General features: G+C 69.7%; 18 protein-coding genes. 14 read left to right on the forward strand and 4 right to left on the reverse strand.

The annotated features are described in order from the left end of the window. The first annotated feature begins 782 nt into the window (after positions 1–782). The 5 genes from ACWD68_RS36390 (at position 783) to ACWD68_RS36410 (ending at position 4,181) form a co-directional block, all read left to right on the forward strand. Positions 783–1,130 carry a hypothetical protein gene (locus ACWD68_RS36390; protein ID WP_352054168.1) on the forward strand — a complete coding sequence of 116 codons (348 nt, stop codon included), beginning with the start codon at positions 783–785 and terminating at the stop codon, positions 1,128–1,130. 84 nt (positions 1,131–1,214) lie between these two features. Then, on the forward strand, positions 1,215–1,706 hold the full coding sequence (locus ACWD68_RS36395; protein ID WP_451810746.1) for a hypothetical protein: 492 nt from the start codon (positions 1,215–1,217) through the stop codon (positions 1,704–1,706). A 23-nt stretch (positions 1,707–1,729) separates the two neighbouring features. Continuing rightward, a complete protein-coding gene (locus ACWD68_RS36400) occupies positions 1,730–2,032 on the forward strand; it encodes a hypothetical protein (RefSeq protein WP_451810747.1) in 303 nt (100 codons plus the stop codon). A gap of 180 nt (positions 2,033–2,212) precedes the next feature. Beyond that, entirely contained in the window at positions 2,213–3,217 is a 1,005-nt protein-coding gene (locus tag ACWD68_RS36405; protein WP_451810748.1) for a DUF932 domain-containing protein, read from the forward strand. A 271-nt stretch (positions 3,218–3,488) separates the two neighbouring features. Next, positions 3,489–4,181, forward strand: coding sequence for a hypothetical protein (locus tag ACWD68_RS36410; protein WP_451810749.1), 693 nt, complete (start codon positions 3,489–3,491; stop codon positions 4,179–4,181). Positions 4,182–5,147: 966 nt separating this feature from the next. On the opposite strand, the gene ACWD68_RS36415 is transcribed toward ACWD68_RS36410, so the two are convergent. Genes ACWD68_RS36415 through ACWD68_RS36425 form a run of 3 tightly spaced genes read right to left on the reverse strand, consistent with a single transcriptional unit; the run spans position 5,148 to position 7,262 of the window. Then, positions 5,148–5,948 (reverse strand): class I SAM-dependent methyltransferase, encoded by an 801-nt coding sequence (locus tag ACWD68_RS36415; RefSeq protein WP_451810750.1) that lies wholly within the window; start codon positions 5,946–5,948, stop codon positions 5,148–5,150. Beyond that, complete coding sequence (locus ACWD68_RS36420) at positions 5,945–6,226, reverse strand: plasmid pRiA4b ORF-3 family protein (RefSeq protein ID WP_451810751.1); 282 nt, start codon at positions 6,224–6,226, stop codon at positions 5,945–5,947. Before ACWD68_RS36420 ends, ACWD68_RS36415 begins: the two co-directional genes overlap by 4 nt. Continuing rightward, on the reverse strand, positions 6,216–7,262 hold the full coding sequence (locus tag ACWD68_RS36425; protein ID WP_451810752.1) for an IS630 family transposase: 1,047 nt from the start codon (positions 7,260–7,262) through the stop codon (positions 6,216–6,218). Before ACWD68_RS36425 ends, ACWD68_RS36420 begins: the two co-directional genes overlap by 11 nt. 89 nt (positions 7,263–7,351) lie before the next feature. On the opposite strand from ACWD68_RS36425, the gene ACWD68_RS36430 reads away from it, so the two are divergent. Next, positions 7,352–8,113, forward strand: coding sequence for an NUDIX hydrolase (locus tag ACWD68_RS36430; RefSeq protein WP_451810753.1), 762 nt, complete (start codon positions 7,352–7,354; stop codon positions 8,111–8,113). Positions 8,114–8,144: 31 nt separating this feature from the next. Here the strand turns inward: ACWD68_RS36430 and ACWD68_RS36435 are convergent, their stop codons facing one another. Then, entirely contained in the window at positions 8,145–9,518 is a 1,374-nt protein-coding gene (locus tag ACWD68_RS36435; protein WP_451810754.1) for a hypothetical protein, read from the reverse strand. Between the two features lie 202 nt (positions 9,519–9,720). Here ACWD68_RS36435 and ACWD68_RS36440 point away from each other — a divergent pair, with 202 nt between their 5' ends. The 8 genes from ACWD68_RS36440 to ACWD68_RS36475 all read left to right on the forward strand — a co-directional run bounded on the left by ACWD68_RS36440 (position 9,721) and on the right by ACWD68_RS36475 (position 16,310). Next, on the forward strand, positions 9,721–10,515 hold the full coding sequence (locus ACWD68_RS36440; protein ID WP_451810755.1) for a 2-keto-4-pentenoate hydratase: 795 nt from the start codon (positions 9,721–9,723) through the stop codon (positions 10,513–10,515). A 69-nt stretch (positions 10,516–10,584) separates the two neighbouring features. After that, positions 10,585–11,460, forward strand: a complete 876-nt coding sequence (locus tag ACWD68_RS36445; RefSeq protein ID WP_451810756.1) for an acetaldehyde dehydrogenase (acetylating) — start codon at positions 10,585–10,587, stop codon at positions 11,458–11,460. A 12-nt stretch (positions 11,461–11,472) separates the two neighbouring features. Next, the gene (gene dmpG, locus ACWD68_RS36450; protein WP_451810757.1) at positions 11,473–12,507 is read left to right on the forward strand and encodes a 4-hydroxy-2-oxovalerate aldolase; all 1,035 of its coding nucleotides are present in this window, start codon (positions 11,473–11,475) and stop codon (positions 12,505–12,507) included. Next, positions 12,507–13,496 carry a beta-ketoacyl-ACP synthase III gene (locus ACWD68_RS36455; RefSeq protein ID WP_451810758.1) on the forward strand — a complete coding sequence of 330 codons (990 nt, stop codon included), beginning with the start codon at positions 12,507–12,509 and terminating at the stop codon, positions 13,494–13,496. Before dmpG ends, ACWD68_RS36455 begins: the two co-directional genes overlap by 1 nt. Beyond that, the gene (locus ACWD68_RS36460) at positions 13,493–13,726 is read left to right on the forward strand and encodes an acyl carrier protein (protein WP_451810759.1); all 234 of its coding nucleotides are present in this window, start codon (positions 13,493–13,495) and stop codon (positions 13,724–13,726) included. The genes ACWD68_RS36455 and ACWD68_RS36460 overlap by 4 nt, the downstream gene beginning before the upstream one ends. A gap of 8 nt (positions 13,727–13,734) precedes the next feature. Next, positions 13,735–14,607 (forward strand): HpcH/HpaI aldolase/citrate lyase family protein, encoded by an 873-nt coding sequence (locus ACWD68_RS36465; RefSeq protein ID WP_451810760.1) that lies wholly within the window; start codon positions 13,735–13,737, stop codon positions 14,605–14,607. Further along, the gene (locus tag ACWD68_RS36470; protein WP_451810761.1) at positions 14,600–15,130 is read left to right on the forward strand and encodes a MaoC family dehydratase; all 531 of its coding nucleotides are present in this window, start codon (positions 14,600–14,602) and stop codon (positions 15,128–15,130) included. Before ACWD68_RS36465 ends, ACWD68_RS36470 begins: the two co-directional genes overlap by 8 nt. A gap of 10 nt (positions 15,131–15,140) precedes the next feature. Beyond that, entirely contained in the window at positions 15,141–16,310 is a 1,170-nt protein-coding gene (locus ACWD68_RS36475; RefSeq protein WP_451810762.1) for a GNAT family N-acetyltransferase, read from the forward strand. Positions 16,311–16,868 lie beyond the last annotated feature (558 nt).

Consider the following 16,868-nt stretch of genomic DNA (forward strand, 5'->3'; position numbering starts at 1 on the left):
CGCTCTGCCTCCGGCAGCCGAATACTCGCTTCGCTCGTTTCGCGCGTCCCCGCGCGAATTGCCCGCCTCCGGCGATGGGTTATGGAATTGGCCTCCGGCCATTCCATAACCCTGCGTGCCTCCGGCACGAAAAGACGGGCGGAGAGAGTTTGTGCCTCCGGCACAAATTCGGGTGCCGATTTTGATTGTGGGGGTAGAGAGTTCGGGTTTGAGTTGGGGATTGGGTTGAGGGTTCGTCATGCATCCTTTCCCGGGGTGAGGTTCGGGGGGAATCTCCGATTCCCTTAAAACGGAGGGGACTTGAATTGTATTCCGTGAGGAAAAGTAAATCACGGAATACGAGGGAAGGGCGATCGGCCCCTCCGGGGCCCGATCGCCCGTTCAGGGGTGGGGGGTTGGGCTGCCTCCGGCAGACCGCTGTGCGGTGCGGGCGCGCCAGCGTCCGGGCGCGGAGGCCCCTGCCGACGCGCAACCTGAAACCCCGGCTCCGATCCCCGAGGCCGCCGCGCCGTCCTAGCCCGCCCCACCTTTCTTCTCATTCGGGCAGGGAGAGCGGCAGCAGAGGGGATGTCAGCTTTCCCGACCACGCGTAAGGGGTCTCCTGACCTGGGGGGTTGGAAAGGCCGGCCGCTGGTCGAGGGCAGGGGATGACGCAGGAGATAGCGCAGGAGTTTGCGCGTGAGGTGGTGCAACAGATCTGAAGTGCGGTATTATGGAACATGTCGGAAGGGGTGGCCCCCTAACCGGCACCGCCGAACGTTCGTCAACAGAAAGGCGTAAGCGTGGAAATCGTCATCAGTGGAGGCAAGGTGGCTCCCAGCACGGACGAGATCACGACCCCTCAGGCCGCAAAGGCCCGCCGGATCGCCAATTTCCTCCCGCGCCCGGAACTCCTCCGTGACGCCGTCATCGAGCACAACCAGGACGACAACACCACGTCAATTCGGTTCGAGACCACGGCCGGTCCCATCCGAATCCTTCTGCCGGTCGCTCAGGGATTTGAGTTCCACATCATCCACGACAGCGAAACCGGGCCCCGCATTCTCGGAACGTTCCGAGGAGCATCCCTTTCGGTGCGAGCCGTCGCATTCCGCATCAGTGAATTTCTGCGGACGCGCGGACTGAAGTAGGAGGCAATTCCGGGGGGCCCGGTTTGCCGGGCCCCCCGGACAGCCCCAGCACCTACACCAACCGGAGGGAAAATCACTGTGAGCATGACGAGCATTGAGCCCGCCCACCGCGCCGTTCCGGCGACCGAGGGTGAGCGAGAGCAGATGGAGGCCGCTTTCCGGGCGGCGCTGGAACGGCTCCCCGAGAACACCGGTTTCCCGCACGACGTGCGCGAGTTGGCCCGGCCCCTGTTCGAGGTGGGATGGATCTCTGGCGTACGGGCCGGGCACACCGGGCCCGCGCTGGCCGACGTGCCGTTGCCGCCCCACACGTTCGGTACGGCCCTGTCCAACCTGTCCGCCGCCCTACACGCGGACAGCGGCCCCAGCATCGGGCAGTTGGTCAGCTACCACGGGTCGCAGGAGTGCTGCCACGGCCGCTACTGGGTGACGCGCATTGAGCGCGAGCTGGACCGCCGAGGACGAGAGTCCGTGCTCTACCGCCTCAGCGAGTACAAGAACGGCGCATTCGTCACCGCACTGACCGGAGTCCACACGTGGAGCGTCACGGCACTGCCGCAGCACTGGCAGCGGTAAGCCCACACGGAAGGGAACTGATCATGAATCAGAAGATCGCCAAGCAGCTCAAGACCCACCCCCGCGCCCATGTGGTCGAGGAAGAGGGCCGCGACCGGACCGGAACCATGCGCTACCGCGCACAGGTCAAGTACCTCACTGTCGGTGACACGCTCGCAGGCTTCGGCAAGGTTCTGGAGTGGTCGGAGACAGACTCGGTCGATGGGTGGCGGATGTTCCGGATGGTCACCGAGCGCCCGCAGTACTACCCGGTCGAGACCAACGTGTTCCACGTGCCGGAGTACCTCTACTACGGCGTCACCGCCCTTGCCGAGCCGGAAGAGTGACCTGACCCGGCACAAGTCGCCGCAGTCGTAACCGCAGGTCAGCAGGCCGCCCCGGGGGTGGGGCGCACCAGGGATTTAATCGGTTGCCCCACCCCCGGAGTTAGGTATTATGGAACCAGTTCGAAGGGTTGGCCCCCTACCGGACACGCCGAAAGTTCGTCACCAGAAGGGAAGCCCCAAGTGGCTCACGAGATCGAGCAGTTCACCGACGGCACCGCCGCTTTCGCCTCCGCCAACACGAGCGCCTGGCACAAGCTCGGCACCGTCACCAACGGCGCGATGACCGCCGAAGACGCCATGCGCATCGCGTCTCTGTCCGACTGGAACGTGCGACTCCTCCCCCTCACCGCGACCGAGATCACGGCCGACGGAACCACGCCACTGGAGGTACCGCAGCACTTCGCGACCGCGCGCACGCACCCCAAGACCGGCCGCACGCAGACGCTCGGCGTGGTCGGCAGCGACTACCACCCCGTACAGAACGAGGAACACGCCGAGTTCCTCGACCTTCTGGCCGACGAGTCCGGCGCGCACTTCGAGACCGCCGGATCGCTCAAGGACGGCCGTCAGGTGTTCCTGACCATGAAGATGCCGCAGGGGCTCACGATCGGCGGGAACGACGACGTTGATCTGTACATCGCAGCGTTCAACAGCCACGACGGAGGCTCAGCGTTCCGCATCGTGGTGACGCCGGTCCGGGTGGTGTGCGCGAACACCATGCGTGCGGCCATCCACGGGGCCCGGTCCTCATTCGTGGTGCGGCACACCGCTGGAGCCAAGGCCCGTATCGCGCAGGCCCGTTCCGCCCTCGGCCTGACGTTCCGGTACGCCGAGGAGTTCGAGCAGGCCGCACAGCGCATGATCGAAGCCGAGATGACGCTCAGCGAGCTGAAGTCGGTGGTGGACGAGCTGTGGCCGGTCAAGGACAGCGACCACGCCCGCGCCAAGACCAACCAGCGCCAGCGGTGGGGGGCGATCTCGAACCTGTTCGACCACGCCGACGCCCAGGCCGGTATCCGGGGTACGCGGTGGGCCGGATACAACGCGCTCACCGAGTACGCCAACCACGTCGCCCCGACCCGGGGCAAGACCGACGCCGAGAAGGCGGACGCCCGCGCCGAGCGAGTCATCAGCGGAGCGGCGAACGACCTGATGGAGAAGGCATTCGCCCTCACCACGGTCTGACCCCCTGACCGCCGGGCGGGCACCCCAACTCCCCCACGGGTGCCCGGCCGGCCCTGACAGCCCGCAGAGGCCGCCCGCGACCCGAGCGCCGAGCGCTCAACCCCGCATCAGGAGCGCGGAGCGCTCCCCGCCGGCCCCTGCCGCGTAACGGCAACGCGTCACGTCTGCCGAGCAGAGCGCGCGCCAAGAAACACGTCCGCCCCTCCCTTGCACAGGGCGCACCGGCGAACGCCCAGCAGCTCGACACCCACCGCCCCACGGAAGGCCATTCATGCTCATGTGGAAGTGGACGATCAAAGGCATCGTCGACGACTACGACACGTGCGGCTGCTGCGGCCGCCGCGGACTCACGCGCACCGTCGCGCTCATGCCGCTGGACGCCGACGGGAACAAGGACGGCACCGCCGAAGACGTCGTGTACTACGGCACGTCCTGCTCCGCTACCGCGCTGAGCTGGACGCAGAGCAAGGCGACCGACACCACGCGCGCCGCCCAGGCAAAGCGCGACCAGCACGACGCCTACGCCCGCCGGATGATCAGCATCTACGCCCCGGTGGAGTTCGCCCCAGTCCGCGACAAGGCCCGCGTCTACTACGGCCGCAACCAGCACCAGCGAGACACGGGCGTGAAGGCGACCGAGAAAGTGGCGAAGCTACTGGACAAGGCCCACGCCACGCTGGCCCACACCACGACCGGCCCGGCCCGCCCCTCGCGCATCGAGGACTTCCGCCGCTACCTCGTGATCTTCACCAGCGACGACCAGATCCACCTCGTTCAGCGCATGCCGAAGGAGGAGGCCGAGCGCCAGGAGCAGGCCGCCGCCGCCCAGCACCGCGCGGACCAGATCCGGGGCAGGGTCCGGGTCGTGGCCGCGCTGGACGCCGAGGCCGCGCGCGACGTCGCGTACGCCGACGAACTGACCCGCGAGTGGAACACGAAGGCCTGGCAGGCCGCCCATGCCTGAGACCGCCCCCGCACCCAGGTTGTTCATCGGGAGCCGCGTCACCTACCACGGCAGCATCACCGAGATGCACGACCGCCCCCTGTACCTCCTGCCGTGCACGTGGTTCGGACACTGCGACGCCTGCTGGGAGCAGGACGACGAGTTCGGCGAGCGGGACCCGATGGAGCGGGAGACCTCACCCACCACGTCGCCTACGTCGACGACACCCTGCCCGCCGTCCTCGCCGGACGCGCCCCCCGCTCCGGCCCCGCGTGCGGCTGCCGGGCCCGTGCCCCCGCCCGCTCACCGCGCCGGTTTGGCCCGTCCGGCCCCGTCTGGCCCCCGTCCCGGTCGCCGCGCCGACGACTGACTGGTGGCGGTCCGCGCCGAGCCCCTCCTTTGGCGCCGTCACCGTGTCCAGCCGCCTCCCCCGCTCCGGGCGGCGGCACGGGCGCGGCGGACCAGGCGGTCCGTGGCCTGCGACACCAGGCGCTGACCGCGCCCTCGATTCAGCACACCGTCCATCGCGGCATCGGCATGCCCGCCGGCCGCCACCCTGTCCCGGAGGTTCGCTGTGCCCAGTCCCGTCCTGCCCCGAGCGCGTCGAGCCCGCCCCGTTCGCCGCTCGCGCGGTTGCCGACGCCCGCGCCACCCATTCGACTCCTACCGGCCCGATGCGCTCTGGGAGCCATCTTCGTATTGAGGTCATCGCAGGCCGGATTCATTGGGCGGCGCATCGGTGCACCCCTAGTGCTGCACCGCACAAGTTCCGCCGATGGCTATCGGGCGGTGAGGTGTTTGTTGATGGCGTCGATGTCGAGGCGGTCATGCGTGGTGCGGGTGCCCCACGGTTGCCAGCATGATGAGCGACGCGGGGTTGCCGAGGCCGGGGTGTTCCCGGTTTGTGTATCAGCAGGGTCGTTGCCCAGCTGACCCAGCCGCCCGCCGGCCTCACCGCACTGCCGACCTGGCCCGGCCGGTGGAGGGTCAGTGACCGGCGCCAGCCTTGACCGCTTTCGTGGCGAAGTAGCCGGAGAGCCAGCCGGCGGTGGCCTCCGAGTGGTGCGGCGCCTCGGCGAAGCCGGTGATGGCGAAGCCCGCCGCGATCTGCCCGCCGAACTGCTCGGTGAGCGTGTGGCTGTACTCCACCGGCGCGTCGAGGCCCCACAGCCGTTCCCGCTCGGCGGGCTCCAGGTGGGTGAGGTCGCTGTAGGGCAGGCGGTGGCGCACCACCAGCTCGCCGCGCGCCTCCAAGGACTCGGCGTCGAACAGGTAGACGTCCGGGTTGAGGAAGCCGGACAGCAGCGTCCCGCCGGGGCGCAGCACGCGGTGGCACTCACGCCAGACCGGCGCCAGCTCCGGGATGAACAGGTTGGAGACCGGGTGGACGACAAGGTCGAACGAGGCGTCCGGGAAAGGGCTCAGGTCGCGCGCGTCGCCGAGCACGGTGCGTAGGTCGAGCCCCTCCCGCGCCGCGACCATCTCGTCCTGCGCCAGCTGGCGGGGCGAGTTATCGAAGACGGTCACCCGCGCGCCCGCCGCGGCCAGCACCGGACCCTGCTGCCCGCCGCCGGAGGCGAGGCAGAGCACGTCGCGACCGGCGATCTCCGGCGGGAACCAGGTCGGGTCGACCGGCTCATACCCGATCAGGACGATGGACCACTGGCCGGCCCGCGCCTTCGCGATCACCTCGGGGCCGACCGGGCGGGACCACTCGTTGCCCTCCTCCACCTCGCGGTCCCAGGCGAGGCGGTTGTGCGCGACGGGGTCGACGGGAGTCTGGCTCATACGCCGTACCCTAGTTGCGTGTCGTCGGCGGTGGGAGCGACCTTATCCAGCGGGGCCTTCCGCTCGTCGCGGTGACCGGGTTCGCTGTCGCGTAGTCCGTAGTCGCCAGCCGGGGTGGTGAAGAGGTGCATGTGGTAGTTCTCCCAGCCCATCGCGGTCTGGATCGCCAGGTGCAGACGTGCGAGTTTGCGGTCGGCCGGGACCTGCAGCCGTCGCCAGATCGGCGGGTGGATGTCGGCCAGGGTGACCTTGATCTGCAGGACGGAGTCAGCGGGCATGGCACTCTTCCTTCGCGGCGGCGGGCTCGTCCCGGGTCCGGCGGGGTCGACCGTCGTAGTTCCAACGGAACGGAAAAGCCGTCTCGTTGTGGACGATGGCGAATTCGCTGACCTTCTCAAGCAGGTCGGTGCGGGAGGAGAAGTCGCCGTGACGCAGGACGGCGCGGGCCAGCAGGGAGAAGAAGATCTCCACCTGGTTCAGCCAGGAGGCGTGCTTGGGGGTGTAGTGCGGCACGATCCGCGGATGCCGCTTCAGCCAGGCCCGGGTGGCCTTGGAAGTGTGCGAGGAGCCGTTGTCCAGGATCAGATGGATCGTCAGCCCGGTTGGAATGCACCGCTGAAGCCGGGCCAGGAACCGGATGAAGTGCGCGGAGTCGTTGCGCTTCAGCTCCTCCATGACCACCTGACCGGTGTGCACGTCCAGCGCGACGGTGACCGAGACGATGCCGTGGCGGATGTACTCGAACTCCCGCCGCCTCACCCGCCCCGGGCCCGGCGGCCAGCCGGGCTGCTTGCGCGAGCGGGCGGCCATCGCGGTCTTCTCGTCCACTGACAGCACCATTGAGCCCGGCGGGCAATTGCGGTAGAGGGCGCATACCTCGGCCGCCTTGGCGAAGAACTGCGGGTCGGCGGGGCGGGTCAGCCAGCCTCGGACCCGGTGCGGCTTGAGCTGCAGCTCGGCCAGGATGCGTCCGACCTGGGAGGCGGAGATGCCCGTGTCCGCCAGATGATCGGCGATCAGCCGATGCGACCAGCCGTCATAGGGGTGCGGCGGCGTGCTGGTGGCCGCCGCCACGACCCGCAGCCTCACCTGCGGCCCGTAGACCGGCGGCCGGCCCGAGCGGGGCCGGTCTTTCAGTCCGGCCATTCCCTCCCGGACGAACCGGTCCCGCCATCGCACCACCGTCGAGACATCTACCCGGACGATCTCCGCTATCCGCCAGGCCGGACAGCCACCGGCCGCGAGCAGGACTATGTGAGCCCGGCGGGCATCGCGCTGCGGCGTGGTATCAGCCCGTACTCGTGCCTCCAGCACACGCCGATCATCAGCGTCAAGCACCATGCTCGGTCAACGACCCGATGGCCATCGGCGGAACTTCCGCGGCGCAGCACTAGCATGTGCTCGTGACCGAGACAGCGCCCTCGACGGGGGTCGAGTTTCTTGATGTGCGTCGGCTGCTGCTAGCGGAGGTCGAGGCGCCGCACCTCACCCCGCAGGAGGAGCAAGCCAGAGACGCGGTTTGGAGCAAGGCGCTGGCAGCCAATCCGAGTCTGTTTGACGGGCCGGTGGCGGCTTGCGCGGGCGCGGCGTGGAAGGGCCCGGGCGAGTTGCTGCTGTCCTGGGCCCGGGTGACCTACCGGCACTACGCGCTGCGCCGGGTACCGGGCAACACCTCGTGGTTGCCGTCCTTGTTCGTCAACGTCGTCCAGCCGACGGAAGACGGCCGGATGCTGGTGGTGCAGATGTCTCCCTCGACGGCTGCTCCGGGGCGCTGGCAGCTGCCGGGTGGCTCAGTGGAGCCGCCCGGCGAGCGGGGGGTGCTGGATGAGGTGGGGGTGCGTGGCGATGCAGCCCGGGAGCTGGCCGAGGAGATCGGCGCCCCGCTGGCGCCGCAGGACCTGCAGTTGTGGGCCGTGACGCGGGGCGAGAACCGCAGCATCGGGCTGGTCTTCCTCGCCGTGCCGCAGCCGGGGAAGGAGTTGTACCGGCGCTTCGCCTCGGTGACGGCCACCGAGCGGGCGCGGGGGCACGAGCCCGAACTCAATCAGATCGCGCTGGTCGGCGCGCCGACCGAACTCGGAGACCTGGACGGTCCGCACGCGGATTACCTAGAGCCGGTCGTGCGGCGATTCGCGGAGCTCCGCGGTGGCGCTACGCCGGGGTGACGTCCCCGGGACGGGCCTGATGGATCAAGGTTCATGCGGTGGCGAGGAAGCTGCGGGCGCGTTCGTCGAGCTCGGCGGCGCAGCGCAGCCCGCGGGCCCGGAAGCGGGCGAGGTCGGTGCGCATGCGGCTGACGGCCTTCCGGGTTCGTACGGAGTGCACCCCGTCCATGTGGTCGATCGCCTGGTGCCAGGTGGCGCAGGCTTGCTCGATGCTGCCGCGTTTGAGGAGCATCTCGGCGCCAGCCACCAGGTCGAGCGCGACGATCCGGGCGTAGGTGCCGACAGGGCGGGAAGCTGCGGCCAGCGCGTACTGCTCGGCGGCGGCCCGATGGTTGCCAAGGGTTTCGTGGACCTTGGCAGTGCGGGAGTACACCGAGGCAGCTGGCGGGCCCCACGCCAGGGCCCAGAACGGCACGTCGTCGCTGGGGGCAGATGTGAGCAGGACACGGGCCTGGTCGGCTTCGGCGAGGGCGGCGCGGGCTTTGCCGGACTTGGCCAGGGTGTGGGCGTGCACGATCCGAAAGAGGGCTTCGGTCTGCGCGTCGACGCGGCCCTTGGCGCGGTTCAGGCCGGTCTCAGCCAGGCCCAAGCAGTGCTCGGGACGGTGGAGTTTCAGGCCCTGCATGGCCATGGTGCGCATCACGAAGCCGTCGTGGCCAGTGAGGTCGGACTCGTAGGCGAGTGCATAGGACTGCAGGTAGTAGCGCTGAGCGAGGCCCTGCTGGCCGGCGTCGTAGCTCTTCCAGCCGAGCAGGTGCACGCCGCGGCTGGCGGCGGAGAGCATCTGCTGGCGTACGTTGTCGGTGGCGAAGCGGGCGCGGCACAGCGGGGCGACGTCGTCACGTAGGTAAGTGACCAGGGCAGAGCGGCCGTGCTGGCCGCCGTGGCGTTCGTCCATCTCCGAGAAGGCGGCAATCATGTCGCGAACGGCTGCGACCTCGGCCATGCCGACGGTGTGTCCGGTGCGCACGGCGGCGGTGCGGTCGGCGATCTCCTTCGCGTGATCCAGCGGCAGGGCGGCGGCGGCTACCGAGTACGCGGACGCGAACAGGAAGCGTCGCCGGTCCAACTCATACCTCCACATGGGCAGCAAGACGTCCAGCGGTTCGGCCCCGAGGGACAGTCCGATGCTGTCACGGTCGCCTTCGCCGGCGTCTGGCAGGCCCAGGTCAGCGGGGGTGAGGAGGAGGCCCAGGCGCCGGGAGAGAGCGATGGCGAGGAACCGGCCGGTCTCGGCGCGGGGGATGGCCCCGGCGATCCAGTGCTCGATGTTCGACTTGTTAGTGCGTAAGTGCATGCTGCACTCGGCGGCCACCGACCGTACTGCGCGGGCGACGGCCTCGTATGTCCAGCCCGACTCGGCGATCAGGTCACGGAGTTTGCGGTTCGGTGTGCGCGCGGTCATTTGGCACCTGCCCCGGGATATACGCGATATACCGCTTGGCCTGCCGTCCACCGTACCGCCGGGCGCAGACGCCGGGTTGACTGTCGATCAGGCCCGGAGGCCCTCGACCGACGGATGTCACGCAGGCACCCCGCCTCGTCGTCCGCGCCTCCACCCATGGCCCGCATCTGTGCACCCGCCCCATCCTTGGAAGGAGCTGCGAATGGATGAATTGGAGCGACGGTGGGCCTCGGCGGCCGCCGTCTTGCGGAGGGCCGAACAGACCGGGGTTGCGGTGGCACCGGTGACCATGCAGCGGCCCGAACTGTCGGTTGCGGACGCCTACCGCATTCAAGCGGCGGGTATCGCGCAAAGGCTCGGTGACGGCGCCCGCGTCGTCGGCCACAAGGTCGGGGTGACCTCGCAGGCGATGCAGCAGCAGATGGGGGTCCCCGGGCCCGACTCGGGGATTCTCCTCGACGACATGCTGCTGTCTTGTGGCAGCGCCCTGCCCCGGGAGGGCTTCCTGGCACCGCGCGTGGAGGCGGAGATCGCGTTTCGGCTCGGCGACGACCTGAAGGGCCCGGGGTTGAGCATCGATGAGGTGCGCGCGGCAGTGGCCGGCGTGTGCTTGGCGCTGGAGGTCATCGACACTCGGTTCGCCCGCTGGCAGATCACCCTTGCGGACTCCATCTCCGACAACGCGTCCTGCGCCCGGGTGGTCGTCGGCGAGACGGTGCCGCTCGACGCCGTGCCAGACCTGGCCGACGAGGGCGTGGTCATCCACGTCGACGGACATCCGATCGCCGCGGGGCAGGGACGTGCGGTTCTGGGTCATCCCCTGCGCGCGTTGGTCTGGCTCACCGCCCGCCTGGCTGACCTGGGTACGTCGCCGGGGCTAAGCGCAGGCGATCTAGTTTTGCCCGGCGCCGTGCACGCCAGCCTGCCCTTGAACGCCGGGATGACCGTCCAGGCCCAGGCGCAGCACCTGCCGCCCGTATGCCTTCGGGTCGGCTGATCCACACACAGGGATCGGCGCGGCCCGCTGGGACCTCGTCGACTTCCGGCCGCCTCGAAGGAGCGAACTATGGCTGAACGGCCCACGCGCGTCGCCGTACTCGGCGCCGGCCTGATCGGCACCGACCTGGTCGCCAAGCTCCATCACTCACCCGTGCTGGACTGCCAGCTGGTCGTCGGCCGCAACCGGGAGAGCCTCGGACTGGCCCGGGCCGCCGAGATGGGTTGTCCCACATCCTTTGGAGGCATAGATGCCCTGGTCGCGGGCGGGCCGTTCGACATCGTCTTCGATGCCTCCAACGCCCAGGCCCACGCAGGGCACTGGGCGCGACTCGCCGCCACCCGCGCCACCCTCATCGACCTCACTCCCACCCGCAGCGGCACGGTGGTCATTCCGACCGTCAACGGCCCCGAGGCGCTCGCCCACCGGCACCTCAACCTCGTCAGCTGCGGTGGCCAGGCAGCCATCCCCGTGCTGCATGCGCTCGCCCAGCACTGCACTCCGCAGTACATCGAGGTGGTCTCCACCGGGGCGAGCGCCAGCGCGGGCCGGGCCACCCGGTTGAACCTGGACGAGTACATCGCCACCACCCAGGCGGCCATCCAACACTTCACCGGCGTCCCCGAGGCGAAAGTGATGGTCAACCTCAGCCCGGCGAGGCCCGCGCCTCCATTCCGGGTCGCAATGACCATGCTGGCCCCGGACATCCAGCCGGGGCGGGTCCGCACGATCATCGAGGCCGCCGCGGCGCGCGTCAAAGCGTTCGCGCCCGGGTTCACCGTGACCTCACTGCACGCCGACCCCGATCGGATCAGCGTCGCCGTTCAGGTCACCGCCCACGGCGGCCGCATCCCGGCGTACGCCGGAAACCTCGACATCATCAACGCCGCTGCCGTGCTTCTGGCCGAGCAGCGCTGCGAGCACACAGCCATCCCCCGAGGCTAAGAGGAGCTCGTCATGTACGGACACACCCCCGAACTGCCGACCCAGGTACTGATCCACGACCCGACCCTGCGCGACGGCCACCACGCGGTGCGCCACCAGCTCGACGCCAACCAGCTCCGCGCCTACGCGCGAGCGGCCAGTGCGGCCGGCGTGCCGGTCGTGGAGGTCGGGCACGGCAACGGGCTGGGCGCCTCCTCCCTGCAGATCGGCCGCGCTCGGTTGTCCGACACGGACATGCTCAAGGTCGTGCGCGAGGAGCTCACCCACTCCCGTATGGCCGTGTTCATGGGCCCGGGCTGGGGCACCTCGGAGGACCTGCGCACGGCTGTCGGACTCGGCGCCGACGTGGTCCGCATCGCCGCGCACTGCACCGAGGCCGACGTGACCGAACGCCACCTCGGCGTCGCCCGCCAGCTCGGTGTCGAGGTCCACGGCGTGCTGCTGATGAGTCACATGGCCAGCCCCGAGCAGCTGGCCGCCCAGTGCGCGAAGATGGTCGAGTTCGGCGCCCAGGCCGTGGGCATCTTCGATTCCGCCGGCCACTACCTGCCGGCCGATGCCACCGAGCGGATCACCGCGATCGCCGCGGCCCTGCCTGCCTCGGTGCCGGTCATCTTCCACGGCCACAACAACCTCTCTATGGCCGTCGCCAACTCCCTGGCCGCCCTCGACGCGGGGGCCCGGATCATCGACGCAACCGCGCGGGGATTCGGCGCCGGCGCCGGGAACACCCAACTCGAGGTACTGGTGGCCGTCCTTCACCGCCTGGGCCACGTCACTGGCATCGACCTGCGCCAACTGCTGCGCGCCGCCGATCTGGCCGAGGAGCACCTGATGCCCGCCCCACCCACGATCGACTCGGTCAGCCTGGTCAGCGGTCTGGCCGGTGTCTTCTCCGGCTTCAAAAGGCCCGTCCTGGACATCGCACAGTCCACCGGAACCGACCCGGTGGAGCTGTTCTTCGCGCTCGGCGCACGCCAGGTGGTCGCCGGACAGGAAGACCTGATCGCGGACGTTGCCCGCCAGCTGACCTCGACGCGGGCGTGATGACCTCCCACCCCGAACCCCCGGCCGCGGTCCTGTGCGGCATCGGCTCCGCGCTGCCAGCCACCCTGGTGCCCAACAACACCCTCTGCGCGCGGCTGGACACCACCGACGACTGGATCCGCTCCCGCACCGGGATCGCCCAGCGGCACATCGCCGGACCGGGCGGCTCCACAGAGCAGCTGGCGGTCACCGCAGGCGAGCAGGCGATGGCGATGTCGCCCGAGCCGGTGCAAGCGCTGGTACTCGCGACCACCACACCCGACCGCGCCTGCCCGGCCACCGCCACCACGGTCGCGTCTCGCCTCGGACTGTCCGGCACCCCCGCGTTCGACCTTGCTGCCGGCTGCACCGGGTTCCTGTACGCCCTGGCGACCGCGGCCGGACTTATCGCGACCAGCATCGCCCACGCGGTCTTGGTCATCGGCGCGGACCGGCTATCCACCCTGCCGCACCCCGACGATCGCAGCACCGTCCCGCTGTTCGGCGACGGGGCGGGCGCCATGGTGCTGCGCCGCGGACAGCCCTGGGAGAGCGGCGCGCTCGGCCCGGTCCTCCTGGGCAGCGACGGCACCCACGCCGAGCTGATCCAGGCCGACCGCCCAGGTGCGCTGCAACTGCATGGGGCGCAGGTCTTCCGTCACGCCGTCGACCGCATGGTGACCGCCTCCCGGCAGGCCATCGCAGCGGCCGGGTGGACCACGGCGGACATCGACTACCTGGTGCCGCACCAGGCGAACGCTCGGATCACCGACCTCGTCGCCCGCCAACTCGCCCTCGACAGCGACAGGCAGCTGCACAACATCGCCTGCGTCGGCAACACCGGCGCTGCCTCCATCCCCCTCCTGCTGGCCCAGGCCTCCGCCGCGGGACAGCTCAAGCCCGGCATGCGCCTGGTGCTCGCCGCATTTGGCGCCGGACTGACCTGGGGCGCGGCTCCCGCCACCTGGCCCGAGCTCCCGCCCGCCCGCAACGGAAGAAGGCAACCGTGATCCACCACGACCTGATGGACCTCCTGACCGACGACCTCAAGCTCAACGCGGAGCAGATCACCCCCACCGCCAGCCTGGACGCGGCCGGCTTCGACTCCCTGGCGGTCGTCGAGCTGTCCGTGCTCCTGGCCGACCGCTACGGCATCGACGTCCCCGACGCCGCCATCAAAGCCACCGCCACTCTGGCCGACCTCGACCAGCTCATCCAGTCCAAGCGCAGCGAAAGGTGAACCCCACCATGGCCCAACGCCCCACGCCCGCACGTGCCTGGATCATCACCCCGGCCGTGCGACCCGACCGTTTCCCGGCCGCCCAGAACTGCGGCGCCGCCGTCGCCCTGGTCGACCTGGAGGACTCCGTGGCCATGCAGGACAAGCAGACCGCCCGCACCCAGGCCCACCACTTCTTCAATCCCCCAGAGGCCGGGTGCACGCTCGGCGTGCGGATGAACGCCCCGACCGCTCTGGAAGGGGCTAGGGACCTCGTCGCCCTCGCCGACTACACCGCCAAGCCGGACCTGATCCTGGTGCCCAAGACCGAGTCCGCCCGGGACATCGAACTCGTTGCCAGCGTGCTCGACGCCGACGGCTACGTCCCGGACATCTGGGCCCTGATCGAAACCCCGCGCGCCTTCGACCACCTGCCGTCGATCATGTCCGCGCCTCGGCTCGGCGGGGTTGTCTTCGGCTCCGCCGACTACGCCGCGGCCGTGGGCTGCCAACTCACCTGGGACGCCCTGCACTACGCCCGGTGCGCCCTGATCAACAGCGCGGCCGCTGCTGGTCTCCCCGTCATCGACGCCCCCGCCTTCGGCCTGAACGACCTCGACGCCCTGCGCGCCGAAGCCCGGGCTGCCAAAGCCCTCGGCTTCTACGGCAAGGGCGCCGTCCACCCCCGCCAAGCAGCCGTCATCAACGAAGCGTTCGCCCCCACCGACGAAGAGATCGCCCAGGCACGCGCGATTGTCACCGCCGGCCAGCACAGCGGCCAGGGCATCACCACCGTCAACGGCGCGATGGTCGGCGCCCCCTTCTTCGCCGCCGCCCAGGCCCTCGTCCGCGACATCGACGCCGCCAGGCCCGCACTCACCGAGCAGGCCACGCATGGCTGATCCGCTGCCCCAGGGCTACCGACGCCTCGCCGGAAACCGGATCCGCGAGAACATCGGCCTCGGCTACCGCGACCTCACCCCCGGACTGACCATCGAGCACCGGCCCGGCCGGACCGTCACCGAGACCGACAACCTTCTCGGCACCGCCTTGGCCGGGAACAGCGCCCCCATCCACACCGACGCCCACTACAGCGCCCACACCGAATGGGGCCGCATCCTCGTCTGCGGCGGCGTCACACTCAACCTCGTTGCCGGGATGACCGTACGCAGCACCAGTGGCCTGACCCTCGCCAACCTCGCCCTCACCGACGTCGCCTTCACCGCGCCCGTCTTCATCGGCGACACCCTCTACGCCACCACCGAGGTCCTCCACCGGCGCCACTCCGCCAGCCGCCCCGGCAGCGGACTCATCACCTGCCGCACCGAGGGACACAACCAGGACGACACCCCCGTGCTCGCCTTCACCCGGACCTTCCTCGTCCCCACCGACCCCGACGCCGTACGGGACGCAACCAACTACTGAAGGGCAATCGATGACCGAGGACCTGACCTTCACTGCGGCCGAAGAGGACCGGTGGCAGCAGTACGACGAGCTCGCCACCCGCGCCTACGGTCACCCCGTCCGCGACATCACCGACCTGCGCCCTCACGCCGACCTGCGCGTCGCCACCCGCCATGGCCGTGTCGTTGCCGGCGGCCTCGGACTCCTCGTCCACCAGTACTTCGGCGGCCGACCGGTCCCCAGCGCCTGCCTCGGCTCCGGCTGCGTCGCTCCTGAGGAACGCGGCGAGCACCTGGCCGCCCGCATGACCGCCGAGCGGCTGCGCCCGTTACAAGAGCAAGGAGCGGTCATCTCCACGATCTCCACCTCGTCCACCGGCTACGCCCGCCGGCTCGGCTACGAAGCCCCCGTCCCGGTTCTCGCCTGGGCCATCGCCACCGACGACCTCAGACGCTCCTTCCCCAGCGGTGACCTCGACGTCGACCACAGCGATCCGACGCATACCCATGACCTCCAGCGCGCCCTCGCCCGTCTCTGGAACGGCCCCGTCGAGCGCCCCGCCTGGTGGTCGGGCTGGAAGCAGCGCAAGAGCAACCTGACCACCTACCGCTTCCGCACCCCCGGCCAAGGCCCGACCGGTTTACTGACCCTCACCACCAGGCGGCGCGAGCGCCACGGCATGAACCTCGTCGTACACGACTTCTGGGCCGCGGACCACCGCACCGCGCTCGCCATGCTCGCCTTCCTCGGACGCCACAACACCCGGGCCCAGACCATCGAGTTCCGCCGCGGCGCCCTCCCCCCGTACCCCACGCTGCTGCACCACCTGCACCACCACCGTCCTAACGCCGAATCCTGGCACCCCTGGATGCTGCGCATCCTCAACATCCCCGAGGCCATTCGCCTGCGCGGATGGCCCGGCGACCTCCACGCCACACTGCCCATCGAGATGGACAACGGGCGCGGTAGCGCCGACCACTACGCCTTACAGCTCCAAGACGGCAAGGCCGAACTCGTCCCGACCCGCGTAGCCACCCAGGTCCGCCTTACCCCCGGACAACTCGCAGTCTGGTATGCCGGCGGCTACCGATCCGCGATCGCAGCCCGCATGGCGGGCGTCCAAGCCGTCTCCGACCATGCGCTCGAATCCCTGATCCAGGCCACGGTGCAATTCGAGCCGTGGCTCCCTGACCATTTCTAGGCTTCGCCACCCGCCGGTCGCACCGTCGCCTCACTGGCCAACTTTCCACTGACATGCGGTAATGCGGCTACACGGTGCTCAGAACCGGCCCCACGCCAGTCTGTCCAGTGCTCCCGGTTCGTTCTGCTCGATGAATACCCGGGCAACTCCGAGAGTTGGCTCCTTGCGCCTGCCACGCCGCCCTGCTCGCCGACGGAGTGCGAGGCGTCGTCTCCTTCGCCGACCCCGTCCCGCGGCGGACCGCCTCCGGCCTCCTGGTCATGCCCCCACTGCCACCCGACAGTTCATTCTCACGGTGCTCGCCGACTGGGGTTTGCCGACCGCCAACATCATCGTCAGCGCTGGCGACCGGCAGATTCTGCTCACGAATACGCCCTATATGCGACCGAGGTCAAGCAGGTGCGCGGCGACAGCTTCCGCGCGGACTGGCGTATCACCGAGCTGATCCGGCACGCCGCAACGTGCGGGGCTCCCGACCCCGGAGTCGTCTGCGCGGACGACGGCCCGGAGTTCATCGCCCTGCAGTCAGGTCTGGGAGACGCTCAAGAACAACCCCCG

It is taken from the genome of Streptomyces sp. NPDC005141 (assembly GCF_053599975.1).

Coding starts and splice junctions, on each gene's coding strand:
- ACWD68_RS36410 (WP_451810749.1), top strand. CDS start 3,489: ATGCTCATGTGGAAGTGGACGATCAAAGGCATCGTCGACGACTACGAC.
- ACWD68_RS36400 (WP_451810747.1), top strand. CDS start 1,730: ATGAATCAGAAGATCGCCAAGCAGCTCAAGACCCACCCCCGCGCCCAT.
- ACWD68_RS36415 (WP_451810750.1), bottom strand. CDS start 5,948: ATGAGCCAGACTCCCGTCGACCCCGTCGCGCACAACCGCCTCGCCTGG.
- ACWD68_RS36395 (WP_451810746.1), top strand. CDS start 1,215: ATGACGAGCATTGAGCCCGCCCACCGCGCCGTTCCGGCGACCGAGGGT.
- ACWD68_RS36475 (WP_451810762.1), top strand. CDS start 15,141: ATGACCGAGGACCTGACCTTCACTGCGGCCGAAGAGGACCGGTGGCAG.
- ACWD68_RS36420 (WP_451810751.1), bottom strand. CDS start 6,226: ATGCCCGCTGACTCCGTCCTGCAGATCAAGGTCACCCTGGCCGACATC.
- ACWD68_RS36465 (WP_451810760.1), top strand. CDS start 13,735: ATGGCCCAACGCCCCACGCCCGCACGTGCCTGGATCATCACCCCGGCC.
- ACWD68_RS36435 (WP_451810754.1), bottom strand. CDS start 9,518: ATGACCGCGCGCACACCGAACCGCAAACTCCGTGACCTGATCGCCGAG.
- ACWD68_RS36470 (WP_451810761.1), top strand. CDS start 14,600: ATGGCTGATCCGCTGCCCCAGGGCTACCGACGCCTCGCCGGAAACCGG.
- ACWD68_RS36445 (WP_451810756.1), top strand. CDS start 10,585: ATGGCTGAACGGCCCACGCGCGTCGCCGTACTCGGCGCCGGCCTGATC.
- ACWD68_RS36455 (WP_451810758.1), top strand. CDS start 12,507: ATGACCTCCCACCCCGAACCCCCGGCCGCGGTCCTGTGCGGCATCGGC.
- dmpG (WP_451810757.1), top strand. CDS start 11,473: ATGTACGGACACACCCCCGAACTGCCGACCCAGGTACTGATCCACGAC.
- ACWD68_RS36440 (WP_451810755.1), top strand. CDS start 9,721: ATGGATGAATTGGAGCGACGGTGGGCCTCGGCGGCCGCCGTCTTGCGG.